The 16,596-nt window shown below is 64.8% G+C and carries 13 protein-coding genes; all 13 read left to right on the forward strand.

Going from position 1 to position 16,596, the window contains the following annotated elements; translation table 11 throughout:
- Positions 1-59: 59 nt before the first annotated feature.
- The 13 genes from dksA (at position 60) to DN387_RS15405 (ending at position 16,576) form a co-directional block, all read left to right on the forward strand.
- A complete protein-coding gene (gene dksA, locus DN387_RS15345) occupies positions 60-506 on the forward strand; it encodes an RNA polymerase-binding protein DksA (RefSeq protein WP_043863802.1) in 447 nt (148 codons plus the stop codon).
- A gap of 66 nt (positions 507-572) precedes the next feature.
- Positions 573-1,460, forward strand: coding sequence for a tRNA glutamyl-Q(34) synthetase GluQRS (gene gluQRS / locus DN387_RS15350; RefSeq protein WP_054916533.1), 888 nt, complete (start codon positions 573-575; stop codon positions 1,458-1,460).
- A 257-nt stretch (positions 1,461-1,717) separates the two neighbouring features.
- The gene (locus DN387_RS15355) at positions 1,718-1,894 is read left to right on the forward strand and encodes a hypothetical protein (RefSeq protein WP_003250005.1); all 177 of its coding nucleotides are present in this window, start codon (positions 1,718-1,720) and stop codon (positions 1,892-1,894) included.
- Positions 1,878-4,832 (forward strand): sensor histidine kinase, encoded by a 2,955-nt coding sequence (locus tag DN387_RS15360; RefSeq protein WP_162484883.1) that lies wholly within the window; start codon positions 1,878-1,880, stop codon positions 4,830-4,832. The genes DN387_RS15355 and DN387_RS15360 overlap by 17 nt, the downstream gene beginning before the upstream one ends.
- Positions 4,833-4,854: 22 nt before the next feature.
- Positions 4,855-6,291, forward strand: coding sequence for a sigma-54 dependent transcriptional regulator (locus DN387_RS15365; RefSeq protein WP_043863805.1), 1,437 nt, complete (start codon positions 4,855-4,857; stop codon positions 6,289-6,291).
- A gap of 697 nt (positions 6,292-6,988) precedes the next feature.
- The gene (locus DN387_RS15370; RefSeq protein ID WP_043863806.1) at positions 6,989-8,374 is read left to right on the forward strand and encodes a polynucleotide adenylyltransferase PcnB; all 1,386 of its coding nucleotides are present in this window, start codon (positions 6,989-6,991) and stop codon (positions 8,372-8,374) included.
- Positions 8,375-8,380: 6 nt separating this feature from the next.
- Positions 8,381-8,857, forward strand: a complete 477-nt coding sequence (folK, locus tag DN387_RS15375) for a 2-amino-4-hydroxy-6-hydroxymethyldihydropteridine diphosphokinase (protein ID WP_043863807.1) — start codon at positions 8,381-8,383, stop codon at positions 8,855-8,857.
- Positions 8,858-9,107: 250 nt separating this feature from the next.
- Entirely contained in the window at positions 9,108-9,908 is an 801-nt protein-coding gene (gene panB / locus DN387_RS15380; RefSeq protein ID WP_043863808.1) for a 3-methyl-2-oxobutanoate hydroxymethyltransferase, read from the forward strand.
- Positions 9,905-10,762 (forward strand): pantoate--beta-alanine ligase, encoded by an 858-nt coding sequence (panC, locus tag DN387_RS15385; protein ID WP_054916534.1) that lies wholly within the window; start codon positions 9,905-9,907, stop codon positions 10,760-10,762. The genes panB and panC overlap by 4 nt, the downstream gene beginning before the upstream one ends.
- A 103-nt stretch (positions 10,763-10,865) precedes the next feature.
- Positions 10,866-12,530, forward strand: a complete 1,665-nt coding sequence (gene pgi, locus DN387_RS15390) for a glucose-6-phosphate isomerase (protein WP_054916535.1) — start codon at positions 10,866-10,868, stop codon at positions 12,528-12,530.
- A 132-nt stretch (positions 12,531-12,662) separates the two neighbouring features.
- Positions 12,663-14,597, forward strand: a complete 1,935-nt coding sequence (gene acs / locus DN387_RS15395; protein ID WP_054916536.1) for an acetate--CoA ligase — start codon at positions 12,663-12,665, stop codon at positions 14,595-14,597.
- Between the two features lie 33 nt (positions 14,598-14,630).
- Positions 14,631-15,500: an oxygenase MpaB family protein gene (locus tag DN387_RS15400; RefSeq protein WP_054916537.1), complete on the forward strand. Its 870-nt coding sequence runs from the start codon at positions 14,631-14,633 to the stop codon at positions 15,498-15,500.
- A 59-nt stretch (positions 15,501-15,559) separates the two neighbouring features.
- Positions 15,560-16,576: a class I SAM-dependent rRNA methyltransferase gene (locus DN387_RS15405; protein WP_054916538.1), complete on the forward strand. Its 1,017-nt coding sequence runs from the start codon at positions 15,560-15,562 to the stop codon at positions 16,574-16,576.
- The last annotated feature ends 20 nt before the right edge of the window (positions 16,577-16,596 follow it).

Here is a 16,596-nt window from a genome sequence, read left to right on the forward strand (position 1 = left end):
GGGCGCCGGAGATGGAGAAGCCTGCGCAATGGATTAGAAGAGTGAGAGGCGGTCTATTCATGTCCACCCAAGAAAAGAAACAAACCGTTCAAGCCGTTGGCGACTTCACCCCCTATGAAGCTGGTAAGGGTGAGGAGTACATGAGCGATGACATGCGGGCCCACTTTGTCTCCATCCTGAACAAGTGGAAGCAGGACCTGATGAAGGAAGTGGATCGGACTGTAGACCACATGAAGGAAGAGGCAGCCAACTTTGCCGACCCGGCAGACCGTGCCAGCCAGGAAGAAGAGTTTGCGCTGGAACTGCGCAATCGTGACCGCGAGCGCAAGTTGATCAAGAAGATCGACAAGACGCTGCAACTGATCCAGGACAAGGACTACGGCTGGTGCGAAGACTGCGGTGTTGAAATCGGTGTGCGCCGCCTGGAGGCCCGCCCTACCGCCGACAAGTGCTTCGACTGCAAGAACCTTGCGGAAATCAAGGAAAAACAGGTCGGCAAGGCCTGACCTGAACAGAACGGGGCGCTCAAGGCGCCCCGTTTCATTTATGGCTGTCGGATCTACCCGCCTGTGATGAACACCCCGCGCTACATCGGGCGCTTCGCCCCCACCCCCAGTGGTTTTCTGCATTTCGGCTCGCTGGTCGCCGCCCTCGCCTCGTGGCTGGACGCACGCGCGGTGGGCGGGCAATGGCTGCTGCGCATGGAAGACATCGACCCGCCGCGCGAAGCCCCCGGCGCCCAGGCCGCCATCCTGCACACCCTGGAAAACTACGGCCTGCACTGGGACGGCGCAGTGGTGTACCAGAGCCAGCGTCACGACGCCTATGCCGCCGTGGTGCAGCGCCTGTTCCAGGAGGGCCTGGCGTACGCCTGTACCTGTTCGCGCAAGCAGCTGGAAGGGTACAACGGTATCTATCCGGGCCTGTGTCGCAACCTGGGCCACGCCCAGGAGGACGCGGCCATTCGCCTGCGCGTGCCCGAGCTGAGCTATCACTTCACCGATCGTCTGCAGGGCCGCTTCGAGCAGCACCTGGGACGCGAGGTGGGCGACTTCGTGATCCGGCGCCGCGATGGCCTGTACGCTTACCAGCTGGCAGTGGTGCTGGACGATGCCTGGCAAGGCGTGACCGATATCGTGCGCGGTGCCGACCTGCTCGACAACACCCCGCGCCAGCTGTACCTGCAGGAGCTGCTGGGCCTGTCGCAGCCGCGCTACCTGCATGTGCCGCTGATCACCCAGCCCGACGGGCACAAGCTGGGCAAGTCGTATCGCTCGGCACCGTTGCCGGCGGACCAGGCCACACCCTTGCTGTTGCGGGCCTTGCGTGCGCTCGGCCAACCGGTCGAGGCGGGCATGGCGCTGGGTACGCCGAGCGAGGTACTCGCGCACGCCGCCCAGCACTGGAATACCGACGCCCTGCCCCGGCGCCTGAGCGTGCCCGAAGCCGACCTTCATTGATCGGTGCCCACTGCTGACACAGGCGCTGAGCCGTTCGCTGGCAGGCCAGCGCCCATCGGTGCACCGTTGCCCTCGAGGCCAATGCACAACCTGGGCAGCGAAGAGGCCGGAACAGCTTGCACAAAGCCCAACAAATTCAATTCGTTGGGCATTCTGGCGAAGGTCGTTTGCAGGCACCGGCCCTTCCGTTACCATCGACGCCGATTTGCGCCAATAATAAGCCCAGGCACGCAGCGTCCACAGCCAACGAGGCCCGCATGTACATCTATCGCTTGGTCCTGCTTCTGGTAGTGGGGATCTACCTGTTCTCCCCGGCCATCATGGACTGGTGGATCGAACCCACCGGCGCCTGGTATCGCCCCTACCTGCTGTGGCTGATCCTGATCGTCGTGACCTTTATCCTGCAGAGCCAACGTGATGCCGATGAGCTTTAGCCTGACCCAGATGATCCTGATCAGCGCCGCCTACCTGCTGGTGCTGTTCGGCGTGGCCTGGATCAGCGAGCGCGGCATGATCCCGCGCTCGATCATCCGCCACCCACTGACCTACACCCTGTCGCTGGGCGTGTACGCCAGCGCATGGGCCTTCTACGGTACAGTCGGCCTGGCCTACCAGTACGGCTACGGTTTCCTGGCCTGCTACCTGGGAGTATCCGGTGCATTCCTGCTCGCCCCGGTGCTGCTCTATCCGATCCTGAAGATCACCCGCACCTACCAGCTCTCGTCGCTGGCCGACCTCATCGCGTTTCGCTTTCGCAGTACCTGGGCCGGCGCCCTCACCACGATCTTCATGCTGATCGGCGTGCTGCCGCTGCTGGCCCTGCAGATCCAGGCCGTGGCCGACTCCATCAGCATCCTCACCGGCGAGCCGGTCAAGAGTCGCGTGGCCCTAGCCTTCTGCGCCATGATCACGCTGTTCACCATCTTCTTTGGCTCACGCCATATCGCCACTCGCGAGAAACACGAGGGGTTGGTGTTCGCCATCGCCTTCGAGTCGGTGGTCAAGCTGCTGGCGTTGGGCGGCATCGGCCTGTATGCGCTGTACGGGGTGTTCGGCGGCCCGCACGAGCTGGAGGTGTGGCTGCTGCAGAACCAGACCGCCCTCGCCGCGCTGCACACACCCTTGCAGGAAGGCCCGTGGCGCACCCTGCTGCTGGTGTTCTTCGCCTCGGCCATCGTGATGCCGCACATGTACCACATGGCCTTTACCGAGAACCTCAACCCGCGCTCGCTGGTCAGCGCCAGCTGGGGCCTGCCGCTGTTCCTGCTGCTGATGAGCCTGGCGGTACCGCTGATCCTGTGGGCCGGGCTCAAGCTGGGCGCCAGCACCAGCCCGGAATACTTCACCCTGGGCCTGGGCATCGCCGCCAACAATCAGGCCCTGGCGCTACTGGCCTACATCGGCGGGCTATCCGCTGCCAGCGGGCTGATCATCGTCACTACGCTGGCGCTGTCGGGCATGGCGCTGAACCACCTGGTGCTGCCGCTGTACCAGCCGCCGGCCGAAGGCAACATCTATCGCTGGCTGAAGTGGACGCGCCGCGCGCTGATCGTGGCGATCATCGCCGCCGGTTTCGGCTTCTATCTGCTGCTCGGCGCCCAGCAGGACCTGGCCAACCTGGGCATCGTCGCCTTCGTTGCCACCCTGCAGTTCCTGCCAGGCGTGCTGTCGGTGCTGTACTGGCCCACCGCCAACCGGCGCGGCTTCATCGCCGGCCTGCTGGCGGGGATCCTGGTGTGGATGGTGACCATGCTGCTGCCGCTGGTGGGCAACCTGCAGGGCTTCTACATTCCGCTGCTGAACATGATCTATGTGCTCGACGACACCAGCTGGCACATGGCGGCGATCGCCTCGCTGGCGGCCAACGTGCTGCTGTTCACCCTGATCTCGCTGTTCAGCAACGCCAGCGCCGAGGAAGTCGCCGCCGCCGAGGCCTGCGCCGTGGATAACGTGCGCCGTCCGCAACGGCGCGAACTGCACGCCGCCTCGCCGCAGGAATTCGCCACCCAGCTGGCCAAGCCGCTGGGCGCCAAGGCCGCGCAGAAAGAAGTCGAGCAAGCCCTGCGCGACCTGTACCTGCCCTTCGACGAACGCCGCCCGTACGCCCTGCGACGTCTGCGCGACCGCATCGAGGCCAACCTGTCGGGCCTGATGGGCCCCAGCGTGGCACAGGACATGGTCGAGACCTTCCTGCCGTACAAGTCGGGCAGCGAGAACTACGTGACCGAAGACATCCATTTCATCGAGAGCCGCCTGGAAGACTATCACTCGCGCCTCACCGGCCTGGCCGCCGAGCTCGATGCCCTGCGCCGCTACCACCGCCAGACCCTGCAGGAGCTGCCCATGGGCGTCTGCTCGCTGGCCAAGGATCAGGAGATCCTGATGTGGAACAGGGCCATGGAAGAACTGACCGGCATCCCCGCCAAGCGTGTGGTCGGCTCGCGCCTGACCACCATCGGCGAACCCTGGCGCGGCCTGTTGCTGGGGTTCATCAACGTGCCCGACGAGCACCTGCACAAACAGCGCCTGGGCCTGGACGGGCAGACCCGCTGGCTCAACCTGCACAAGGCCGCCATCGACGAGCCCCTGGCACCGGGCAACAGCGGCCTGGTGCTGTTGGTGGAAGACCTCACCGAAACCCAGATGCTCGAAGACAAGCTGGTTCACTCCGAGCGCCTGGCCAGCATCGGCCGCCTGGCCGCCGGGGTCGCCCACGAAATCGGCAACCCGGTCACCGGCATCGCCTGCCTGGCGCAGAACCTGCGTGAAGAGCGCGAGGACGACGGCGAGATCACCGAGCTGAGCAGCCAGATCCTGGAGCAGACCAAACGCATCTCGCGCATTGTCCAGTCGCTGATGAGCTTCGCCCACGCCGGCAGCCACCAGCACAGTGACGAACCGGTGTGCCTGGCCGAAGTGGCGCAGGATGCCATCGGTCTGCTGGCCTTGAACCGGCGCAATTTCGAAGTACAGTTCTTCAACCTGTGCGACCCCGAGCACTGGGTCGACGGCGATCCGCAGCGCCTGGCGCAGGTACTCATCAACCTGCTGTCCAACGCCCGCGATGCATCGCCGGCCGGCACGGCGGTACGGGTCAAGAGCGAAGCCAGCGAGCACACCGTCGACCTGATCGTCGAGGACGAAGGCAGCGGCATTCCGAAGAGCATCATGGACCGGCTGTTCGAACCCTTCTTCACCACCAAGGATCCGGGCGAAGGCACCGGGCTGGGGCTCGCTCTGGTCTATTCCATCGTGGAAGAGCATTATGGACAAATCACCATCGACAGCCCGGCCGATACTCAAAGCCAGCGTGGCACCCGGATCCGTGTGACCCTGCCGCGTCATGTCGTAGCGACGTCCGCTGTGAACTGAGACCGTCGAGAGAATTGAATCAATGCCGCATATTCTGATCGTCGAAGACGAAACCATCATCCGCTCGGCCTTGCGTCGCCTGCTCGAACGCAACCAGTACCAGGTCAGCGAAGCCGGCTCGGTACAGGAGGCCCAGGAACGCTTCAGCATTCCGAGCTTCGACCTGATTGTCAGCGACCTGCGCCTGCCCGGCGCACCGGGTACCGAGCTGATCAAGCTGGGCGAAGGCAAGCCGGTGCTGATCATGACCAGCTACGCCAGCCTGCGCTCGGCCGTCGACTCGATGAAGATGGGCGCAGTGGACTACATCGCCAAGCCCTTCGATCACGACGAGATGCTCCAGGCCGTCGCCCGCATCCTGCGCGACCGCCAGAACGCCCCCGCCGCCCCTGCCGAGCGCAGCAGCGCCGGCGCCAAGGCGGCCCCGGCGGACAAGCCGGGCAATGCCAATGGCGAAATCGGCATCATCGGCTCGTGCCCGCCGATGCAGGACCTGTACGGCAAGATCCGCAAGGTCGCGCCCACCGACTCCAATGTACTGATCCAGGGTGAATCGGGTACCGGCAAGGAGCTGGTGGCGCGCGCGCTGCACAACCTGTCACGCCGGGCCAAGGCGCCGATGATTTCGGTCAACTGCGCGGCGATTCCCGAAAGCCTGATCGAGTCCGAGCTGTTCGGTCACGAAAAGGGCGCGTTCACCGGCGCCAGCGCCGGCCGTGCCGGCCTGGTCGAAGCGGCCGACGGGGGCACGCTGTTTCTCGACGAGATCGGCGAACTGCCGCTCGAAGCCCAGGCCCGCTTGCTGCGCGTACTGCAGGAAGGCGAGATCCGACGGGTGGGCTCGGTGCAATCGCAAAAGGTCGATGTGCGCCTGATTGCCGCCACCCACCGCGACCTGAAGAACCTGGCCAAGGTCGGCCAGTTCCGCGAAGACCTTTACTATCGCCTGCACGTGATCGCCCTCAAGCTGCCCGCCCTGCGCGAGCGTGGCGCCGACGTCAACGAGATCGCCAATGCGTTCCTCGCCCGCCAGAGCGCACGCATCGGGCGCAACGACCTGAAGTTCGCCCATGACGCCGAACAGGCCATTCGTCATTACTCCTGGCCGGGCAACGTGCGAGAGCTGGAAAACGCTGTGGAGCGCGCGGTGATCCTGTGCGAAAGCCCGGAAATCTCTGCCGACCTGCTGGGCATCGACATCGAGCTGGCCGACCTGGAAGACGATGACGTGTTCGCCGGCCTGCCGTCTGCCGGCGGCGCCGCCAGCAACACCAGCCACGAACCGACCGAAGACCTGTCACTGGAAGACTACTTCCAGCACTTTGTACTCGAACACCAGGACCACATGACCGAGACCGAGCTGGCCCGCAAGCTCGGTGTCAGCCGCAAATGCCTGTGGGAACGTCGTCAGCGCCTGGGTATCCCGCGGCGCAAGAGCGGGGCCACCAGCGAAAGCTGAGCCAGCACGCGCACCGGTGTTACCGGCAGGTAACACCAGGGCGTGTGAAAAAAATGTTACCTCACGCTGATCACGTAACAGAAACCGGGGCATACGGTAACGAATCCCCGGTTTTTTTATGCCCGCCAGACGCCCCAAAAACCGCCTAACCCCTTGTTTTACTGGGGTTTGCAAAAGTTGGCACGGCACCTGCTATATGTTCGGTACAAGAACAATAACAAGCACTGCAAAAGACAATAAAAATAAGACGAATCGGCTCACGCACAATAAGAACAAGACGGCGGAGGCGCAGCTAACTGATTCTTTTGGAGAGGAGTTGTATTTGGGGCTTGCCCCACAACCAGGCAGAGAACAACAAAAACTGCACTCAAGCAGGGCCTGAACTGGTTGGATCGCATGATCACTGCAACCTCAGCGACCAAAGCAATCCGTTTGCTCTTGACTCCCGGTTAGGGAGAACACCCACAAGCCTTGCGGTTTTGTGGGTAGGGCACTCAACAAAAACAAGAAGCCCGGCAAAAGAACAATAAGAGCATGCAACTACTTCTTGGGGAGCTTCGGCTCCCCTTGTAGTTTCCGGCTTTCAGCCCGCCCGATGCACCCGCCTACACCATCCTTCGAGTAAATGCTAGAATCCCCGCCCATCATGCGGCCATTCTTCGTTTTTGGCCGAACATTCCTTCAAACAGTGCATCCCATGCTGAAGAAGTTGTTCCAGTCATTCCGTCCTACCGTGCGTGGCCAGCACCACATTCGCACCACGCCCGAAGTGATCAATAGCGGCCAGCATTCACTGCAACGTGGCCAGTTCAGCCGCCACGCGGTGAACATCGTCGAGCGCCTGCAGAACGCAGGCTACCAGGCCTACCTGGTCGGCGGTTGCGTTCGCGATCAACTCCTGGGCATTACCCCCAAGGACTTCGACGTCGCCACCAGTGCCACCCCCGAACAGGTCCGTGCAGAGTTTCGCAACGCCCGGATCATCGGCCGGCGGTTCAAGCTGGTGCATATCCATTTCGGTCGCGAAATCATCGAAGTCGCCACCTTCCGCGCCAACCATCCCGAGGTCGAGGAAGAGAACAGCCACACCTCTTCACGCAACGAGAGCGGGCGCATCCTGCGTGACAATGTATACGGCACCCTGGAAGAAGACGCGCAGCGCCGCGACTTCACCATTAATGCCCTGTACTACGATCCGGTCAGCGAGCGCATTCTCGATTACGCCAACGGCGTGCACGATATCCGCAACCGCCTGATCCGCCTGATCGGCGACCCTGTGCAGCGCTACCAGGAAGACCCGGTACGCATGCTGCGGGCGGTGCGCTTCGCGGCCAAGCTCAACTTCGGTATCGAAAAGCACACCGTGCAGCCGATCCGCGAGCTGGCCCCGATGCTGCGCGAAATCCCTGCCGCACGCCTGTTCGAAGAAACCCTGAAGCTGTTCCTGTCCGGCTATGCGGCCGACACCTTCGAGATGCTGGTCGACCTGCAACTGTTCGACCCGCTGTTCCCGGCCAGTGCCCAGGCGCTGGAAGACCAGCCGACCTACACCCACACCCTGATCAGCCAGGCGCTGATCAACACCGACCTGCGCATCAAGCAAGGCAAGCCGGTCACCCCGGCCTTCCTGTTCGCCGCCATGCTCTGGCCGGCGCTGCCAGGGCGTGCCCTGCGCCTGCAGAGCCGCGGCATGCCGCCGATCCCGGCCCTGCAGGAAGCCGCCCACGAGCTGATCGCCGAACAGTGCCAGCGCATTGCGATCCCCAAGCGCTTCACGATGCCGATCCGCGAGATCTGGGACATGCAGGAGCGCCTGCCACGGCGCAGCGGCAAACGTGCCGACCTGCTGCTGGACAACCCGCGTTTTCGCGCCGGCTACGACTTCCTGCTGCTGCGCGAGAGCGCGGGCGAGGAAACCGACGGCCTGGGCCAATGGTGGACCGACTACCAGGACTGCAACGACAGCGAGCGCCGCGACATGATCCGTGACCTGGGCAGCCGCGACGACGGCGCAGGCGCGGGCCCGCGCAAACGCAAGCGCAGCCCGAGCAAGCGCAAGCGCGCCGACGGCGCAGGCGAGTAACGCCGCATGGTGCGTGCCTACATCGGCCTGGGCAGCAACCTGGCCGACCCGCAACAGCAACTGCGCAGCGCCCTCGAGGCGCTGGGCCGGTTGCCGGGTTCGCAACTGGCCGGTGTGTCGTCGTTCTACGCCAGCGACTCGCTGTCGCCTGGCCAGCCGCGCTACACCAACGCGGTTGCGGCCCTCGATACCTCGCTGGCGCCGCTGGCGCTGCTCGATGCCCTGCAGGCCATCGAGGCCGACCAGGGCCGCGAACGCAAGGAACGCTGGGGCCCACGCACCCTGGACCTGGATATCCTGCTGTATGCCGATCAGGTGCTCGACGAGCCGCGCCTGAAGGTTCCCCACTACCACATGCACGCACGCCCGTTCGTGCTGTACCCCCTGGCAGAGCTGGTGCCCGGCGACTTCTGCCTGCCCGACCAGCGCCCCCTCGCGCAATGGCTGGCAGAATGCCCATTCGTTGGCCTCGAGCGCCTGTAACCGGGCGCTCCCCCACGCGGTAACGCCCGTAACAGCGCCTTCGTAACAATGCGGTAACAGGGTAATTGACTTCAGTCTTCGTGCTCACGACTATAGGCGTCCCGCAGCGCCCCGGCGCCGCATAAGGCGTATATAGGCCTGGAACAGGGTTGTACTCCAAACACCACAATCGATGATGTGCTGTTCCAGTAGATGAATACACGCGTTGTACGCAGTCGTTTTTCACAGCGCCTGAACGAGGATTCCTTTCATGCCAGAAGTAACCCTGACCACCCTGCAAGGCCTCAAGGCCAAGGGCGAGAAAATAACCATGCTGACCTGCTATGACGCGACCTTTGCCAAGGTGGCGAGTCAGGCCGGCGTGGAAATATTGCTGGTGGGTGACTCCCTGGGCATGGTCCTGCAGGGCCATGACAGCACCTTGCCGGTGACCAACGCCGAAATGGCCTACCACACCGCCTGCGTCAAGCGCGGCAACCAGGGTGCGCTGATTCTGGCCGACCTGCCCTTCATGGCCTGCGCCACCACCGAGCAGGCCTTCGCCAATGCCGGCGCACTGATGCAGGCCGGCGCGCACATGGTCAAGGTCGAGGGCGCCGCCTGGCTGGCCGAGACCATTCGCCTGCTGGCCGAACGCGGCGTGCCGGTGTGTGCGCACATGGGCCTCACGCCGCAGACCGTGAACATCCTGGGCGGCTACAAGGTCCAGGGCCGCCAGGAGAACCAGGCACGGCAGATGCGCGCCGACGCCATCGCCCTGGAGCAGGCCGGCGCAGCCATGCTGCTGCTCGAATGTGTGCCCAGCGAGCTGGCGGCGGAAATCACCCAGGCCGTGACCATTCCGGTCATCGGCATCGGTGCCGGCAGCGCCACCGATGGCCAGGTACTGGTGATGCACGACATGCTCGGCCTGTCGCTCAGCGGCCGCGTGCCCAAGTTCGTGAAGAACTTCATGCTCGGCCAGCCCGACATTGCCGGTGCTTTCGGTGCCTACGTGCAAGCCGTCAAGGGCGTGACCTTCCCCGGCACCGAACATGGGTTCAGCGCATGAATACCGTCAAGACCATCCTTGAACTGCGCGCTGCGGTCGCCCGCGCACGCAGCGAGGGCAAGCGCATCGGCTTCGTGCCCACCATGGGCAACCTGCACAGCGGGCATGCCGCGCTGGTGACCAAGGCCGCGCAGCGGGCCGATTTCGTGGTGGCGAGCATCTTCGTCAACCCGCTGCAGTTCGGCGCCAACGAAGACCTCGACAAGTACCCGCGCACCCTCGCCGCCGACCAGGAAAAACTCCTGCAGGCCGGCTGCCACCTGCTGTTCACCCCCAACGTCGAAGAAATGTACCCCGATGGCATGGCGGCCCAGACCCTGGTCAGCGTGCCGCACCTGTCCGAAGGGCTGTGTGGCGCCAGCCGCCCTGGGCACTTCGAGGGTGTTGCCACGGTGGTCAGCAAGCTGTTCAACATGGTCCAGCCCGACCTGGCCGTGTTCGGCCAGAAGGACTTCCAGCAACTGGCGGTGATCCGCGCGCTGGTGCGCGACCTCAACCTGCCCATCCAGATCATCGGCGAGCCGACCGTGCGCGCCGAGGACGGCCTGGCCCTGTCGTCGCGCAACGGTTACCTGACCGACGCACAACGTGCCACTGCGCCCACGATCTACCGCACCCTGAGCCGGATCGCCCAGGCAATCGGCCAGGGCCGCCGTGACTTCGAGGTGCTGATCGCCGAAGGTCGGCAACAACTGGTGGAGGCCGGCTTCAAGCCCGACTACCTGGAAATCCGTCAGGCGCTGAACCTGCGCCCGGCAGCGGCGCACGACCGCGACCTGGTGATTCTGGTGGCAGCGGTACTGGGCGCCACGCGCCTGATCGACAACCTGCACCTGAACCTCGACGAACAGTGACAACGCACCCGGCCGGGCTGCCGGGCAATTAACCTGCCACACTGGAAACGGGCCCGTCTTTCCAGTGTCAAAGGCAGTTCACGTACCAAGGAAACCTGCAGCGATGGCGTACTACCGCACCCCCCACGATGTCACTACGCTGCCCGCCTGGCAGGCGCTCCAGCAACACCGCAGCGCCATGCAGGGCTTCAGCATGCGCGATGCGTTCAACGCCAACCCGCAGCGCTTCGAGCAGTTCAGCCTGAGCAGCTGCGGGCTGTTTCTGGACTATTCGAAAAACCTCATCGACCACCAGACCCGCGACCTGCTGGTGGGGCTGGCCAATGAAGTGGGCCTGCAGGACGCGATCAAGTCGCTGTTTGCCGGCGAAATCGTCAACGCCTCCGAAGGCCGCCCGGCCCTGCATACCGCGCTGCGGCGCCCGGTGGGCGACAAGCTGAGCGTCAATGGCGTGAACATCATGCCCGACGTGCACAAGGTGCTGAATCAGGTCACCGAGCTGGTGGGGCGCATCCACGACGGCCTGTGGCGCGGCTACAGCGAAAAGCCGATCACCGACGTGGTCAACATCGGCATCGGCGGCTCGTTCCTCGGCCCGGAGCTGGTCTCCGAGGCCCTGCTGCCCTACGCCCAGCGCGGCGTGCGCTGCCACTACCTGGCCAATATCGACGGCAGCGAATTCCACGAGCTGTCGGCCAAGCTGCGTGCCGAGACCACGCTGTTCATCGTGTCGTCCAAATCCTTCAATACCCTGGAAACCCTGAAGAACGCCCAGGCGGCTCGGGTCTGGTACCTGGCCCAGGGTGGTTCGGAAGCCGAGCTGTACAAGCACTTCATCGCCGTATCGAGCAACAAGGCCGCTGCGGTGGCCTTCGGTATCCGTGAAGAGAACATCTTCCCGATGTGGGACTGGGTAGGCGGACGCTATTCGCTGTGGTCGGCCATCGGCCTGCCGATCGCCCTGGCCATCGGCACCGCCAACTTCAAGGAGCTGCTGTCGGGTGCCTACACCATGGACCAGCACTTCCAGACCGCACCGTTCGAGCAGAACATGCCGGTGCTGCTGGCCTTGCTGGGCGTGTGGTATGGCAACTTCTGGGGCGCCCAGAGCCACGCGATCCTGCCGTACGACCATTACCTGCGCAACATCACCAAGCACCTGCAGCAACTGGACATGGAGTCCAACGGCAAGAGCGTGCGCCAGGACGGCACCCCGGTCGACCACGACACCGGGCCGGTGATCTGGGGCGGCGTGGGCTGCAACGGCCAGCATGCCTATCACCAGTTGCTGCACCAGGGCACCCAACTGATACCGGCCGACTTCATCGTGCCGGTGGTGAGCTTCAACCCGGTGGCCGACCACCACCAGTGGCTGTACGCCAACTGCCTGTCCCAGAGCCAGGCGTTGATGCTCGGCAAGACCCGCGCCGAGGCCGAGGCCGAGCTGCGCGACAAGGGCATGGCCGAAGCCGAGGTGCAGCGCCTGGCGCCGCACAAGGTGATCCCGGGCAACCGTCCGAGCAACACCCTGGTGGTCGAGCGTATCAGCCCGCGGCGCCTGGGCGCGCTGGTGGCGATGTACGAGCACAAGGTGTTCGTGCAGAGCGTGGTGTGGGGCATCAATGCCTTCGACCAGTGGGGTGTGGAGCTGGGCAAGGAACTGGGCAAGGGCGTGTACCAGCGCCTGACCGGCGGTATCGAAGAGCCGGCCGAAGATGCCTCGACCCAGGGCCTGATCAACTACTTCCGCGGGCGTCACCGGGGCTAAGGGCTACACTGTCGGGATGTTGTTATCCCCATCGCGGGCCAAGCCCGCTCCCACAGGTACGATGTACACCTCGTGGGAGCGGGCTTGGCCCGCGATGGGAGCGACACCTATCCAACAGGAAAGGGCCCCCCAATGTTCGATATCAGCGACTACCCCGAAGCCGATGCCGTCAGCAAGGCGGCACAACTCTCCCAGGCCGACTACCAGCGCCTGTATCGCCAGTCCGTAGACGATCCCGACACCTTCTGGGCCGAACAAGCCAGGCGCCTGGACTGGATCAGCCCCTGGTCGGCTGTTCAGCAGAGCGATCTGCGCACGGGCCAGGCAACCTGGTTCAAGGATGCCAAGCTCAACGTCAGCTACAACTGCCTGGACCGCTACGTGGCTCAGCGCGGCGACCAGCCGGCGATCATCTGGGAAGGCGACGACCCGCAGCAGTCCACCACCCTCACCTACCGCCAGGTTCATCAGCAGGTGTGCCGCCTGGCCAACGTGCTCAAGCAGCGCGGGGTGAACAAGGGCGACCGGGTGTGCATCTACATGCCGATGATTCCCGAAGCTGCCTTCGCCATGCTGGCCTGTACCCGCATCGGCGCGATTCACTCGGTGGTGTTCGGCGGCTTTTCCCCCGACGCCCTGCGCGATCGCATCCTCGACGCCGACTGCCGCACGGTGATTACCGCCGACGAAGGCGTGCGCGGCGCCAGGAGCATTGGCCTGAAGAACAACGTCGACAAGGCCCTGCAAAGCTGCCCGGACGTCAGCAGCGTGGTGGTGGTACGCCGCACCGGCGGCCCGGTGGACTGGAACGAAGCCCGCGACCTCTGGTACCACGAGGCAATCGGCCAGGTGGGCGACGACTGCCCGCCCGAGCCGATGGATGCGGAAGACCCGCTGTTCATCCTCTACACCTCCGGCAGCACCGGCAAGCCCAAGGGCGTGCTGCACACCACCGCCGGCTACCTGCTGCAGGCCGCCCTGACCTTCAAGGTGGTGTTCGACTACCGCGACGGCGAGGTGTTCTGGTGCACCGCCGATGTCGGCTGGGTAACCGGCCACAGCTACATCGTCTACGGCCCGCTCGCCAACGGCGCCACCACCCTGATGTTCGAAGGCGTGCCCAACTACCCCGATGCCTCGCGCTTCTGGCAGGTGGTCGACAAGCACCAGGTGAACATCTTCTATACCGCCCCCACCGCTCTGCGGGCACTGATGCGCGAAGGTTCGGCGCCGCTCGACGGTACCTCGCGCAAGAGCCTGCGCCTGCTGGGCAGCGTGGGCGAGCCGATCAACCCGGAAGCCTGGGAATGGTACTTCGAGAAAGTCGGTGAGAAGCGCTGCCCGATCGTCGACACCTGGTGGCAGACCGAGACCGGCGGCATCATGCTCAGCCCGCTGGTCAGCGCCCGCCACATCAAGCCCGGTTGCGCCACCCGTCCGCTGTTCGGCGTGCAGCCGGTGCTGCTGGACGACAAGGGCGCGCTGATCGAGGGCCCCGGCAGCGGGCTGCTGGCGATCAAGGCCAGTTGGCCGGGGCAGATCCGCAGCGTATACGGCGATCATCAGCGCATGATCGACACCTACTTCAAACCCCTGCCGGGCTACTACTTCACCGGCGACGGCGCGCGCCGCGATGCCGATGGCGACCTGTGGATAACCGGGCGCATCGACGACGTGATCAACGTGTCCGGGCACCGCATCGGCACTGCCGAGGTGGAAAGTGCCCTGGTGCTGCACGACAGCATCGCCGAAGCCGCCGTGGTCGGGTACCCTCACGACCTGAAGGGCCAGGGCATCTATGCCTTCGTCACGCCCATGAACGGCGTGACCCCGGACGACCACCTCAAGCAGGCGCTGCTGGCGCTGGTCAGCAAGGAGATCGGCAGCTTTGCCAAACCCGAGCTGATCCAGTGGGCGCCAGCACTGCCCAAGACCCGCTCGGGCAAGATCATGCGCCGCATCCTGCGCAAGATCGCCTGCAACGAGCTGGACAACCTGGGCGACACCTCGACCCTGGCCGACCCGAGCGTGGTCCAAGGCCTGATCGACAAACGCCTGAATCAATGAACGGCACCGCGGCGACGGTGCCTCAAGGTATCCATGGAAGCGCTACGCCGCCGTATCGAAACACAGTTGCTGAGCCTCACGGGCCTGGCCCTGGGCCAACTCGACCTCGAACAGCCCAAGGGCGACCCCGGGCTGTTCGGTCCGCGCAGCATCAGCTGGCAGGTGCACGGGGATTTTCCCAGCATGCTCATCGGCGGTATCAGCGCCTTGCTGCTGCAGGTGCTGCACCCGCTGGCCCTGGCCGGGGTGTGGGACCACTCCAGCTTTCGCCAGGACATCATCGGCCGCCTGCGCCGCACCAGCCAGTTCATCTCCGGCACCACCTTCGGCTCCACCCGCGACGCCGAATGGCTGATCGACAAGGTACGCACCATTCACCTGCAGGTGGTGGGGACCGCGGCCGATGGCCGCCCGTATGCCGCCAGTGACCCGGACCTGCTGACCTGGGTGCACGTGGCCGAAGTCAGCAGCTTCATGGCCGCGCACCTGCGCTACCGCAACCCGCACCTCTCGCTGGCCGACCAGGACGCCTACTACGCCGAGATCGCCCTGGTGGCCGAACGCCTGGGGGCTCGCAACGTGCCGCGTTCGCGCCAGGCGGTGGCGCACTACCTGCAAGCCATGCGCCCGCAACTGGTATGCGACGAGCGCAGCCGCGAAGTGGTGCGTGTGTTGCTGGAGGCCCCGGCGCCGAGCCGCCTGGCCAAACCGGTGGCCAACCTGATGATGCAGGCTGGGATCAACCTGCTGCCCGATTGGGCCGGCGAACTGCTCAAACGCACGCCGCACCCGCTCAAGCGGCGGCTGGTAGGCCTGGGCATCGACAGCACGGCGCCGGTGCTGCGCTGGGCCATGCGCGACAGTTCGCTGCACCGGGCCAGACGGCGAGTGGGCTGCGCCTGAACAGGTGCAAGGCACCCGCCTGCTGTTAAACTGCACGCCCGCAAACCAAGGCTACGTGCATGTCCTCCTTGAATCAGGCGCTGCGCGCCGCCCTCGACGCCCGCCAGCAGCTTCTCAGTGAGCTGCACGCCCAGGGCACCGACTGCTACCGGCTGTTCCACGGCAGCCAGGAAGGCGCGGGCGGACTGACCGTCGACCGCTATGGCCCGCAGTTGCTGGTACAGAGCTTTCACCACACCCTCGAGCGCGATGCCCTGCTGGACCTGCATGGGCACATCGAACGCGAACTGGGCCTGCCACTGCTGCTGGTGTACAACGACCGCTCCCAGGGCAACAGCCGCATCGACCGGCGCGACCCGGTCTACCAGCCCAGCGAGGCCGCGCTGGCCGACCTGGTCGGTCACGAGTGGGGCCTGAACTACCGCGTGCGCGGTCGCCATGCCGGCCAGGACCCGCTGCTGTTTCTGGACCTGCGCAATGCCCGTGGCTGGGTCAAGCAACACAGTGCCGGCAAACGCGTGCTCAACCTGTTCGCCTATACCTGCGGGGTAGGCCTGAGCGCTGCCGCCGGAGGTGCCAGCGCGGTGTGCAACCTGGATTTCGCCGAAGGCAACCTGGCCGTTGGCCTCGAGAACGGCGCACTCAACCCGCAACTGGCGCCCATGGAGTTCATCCAGTCCGACTACTTTCCGGCCATTCGCCAGCTGGCAGGCCTGCCGGTCAGCCAGCGTCGCGGGCACAAGCTGCCGGCCTACCCGCGCCTGGAGCCGCGCGAGTTCGACCTGGTACTGCTCGACCCGCCTGCCTGGGCCAAGAGCGCGTTCGGCACCGTCGACCTGCTGCGTGATTACCAGAGCCTGCTCAAGCCCGCCCTGCTGAGCACGGCCGAAGGCGGCGTGCTGATCTGCTGCAACAACCTGGCCAAGGTCGGCCTCGACGACTGGCGCGAGCAGGTGCTGCGTTGCGCACAGAAGATCGGCCGCCCGGTGCGGGAATGGCAGGTGCTCAAGCCGGCAGACGACTTCCCGTCACTGGACGGACAGCCGCCCCTGAAGTGCTTGATCCTGCAGCTGTAAGTGGAAAAAACCGCAGGTAG

Source organism: Pseudomonas sp. FBF18 (genome assembly GCF_024261405.1).
GTDB lineage: Bacteria > Pseudomonadota > Gammaproteobacteria > Pseudomonadales > Pseudomonadaceae > Aquipseudomonas > Aquipseudomonas palmensis.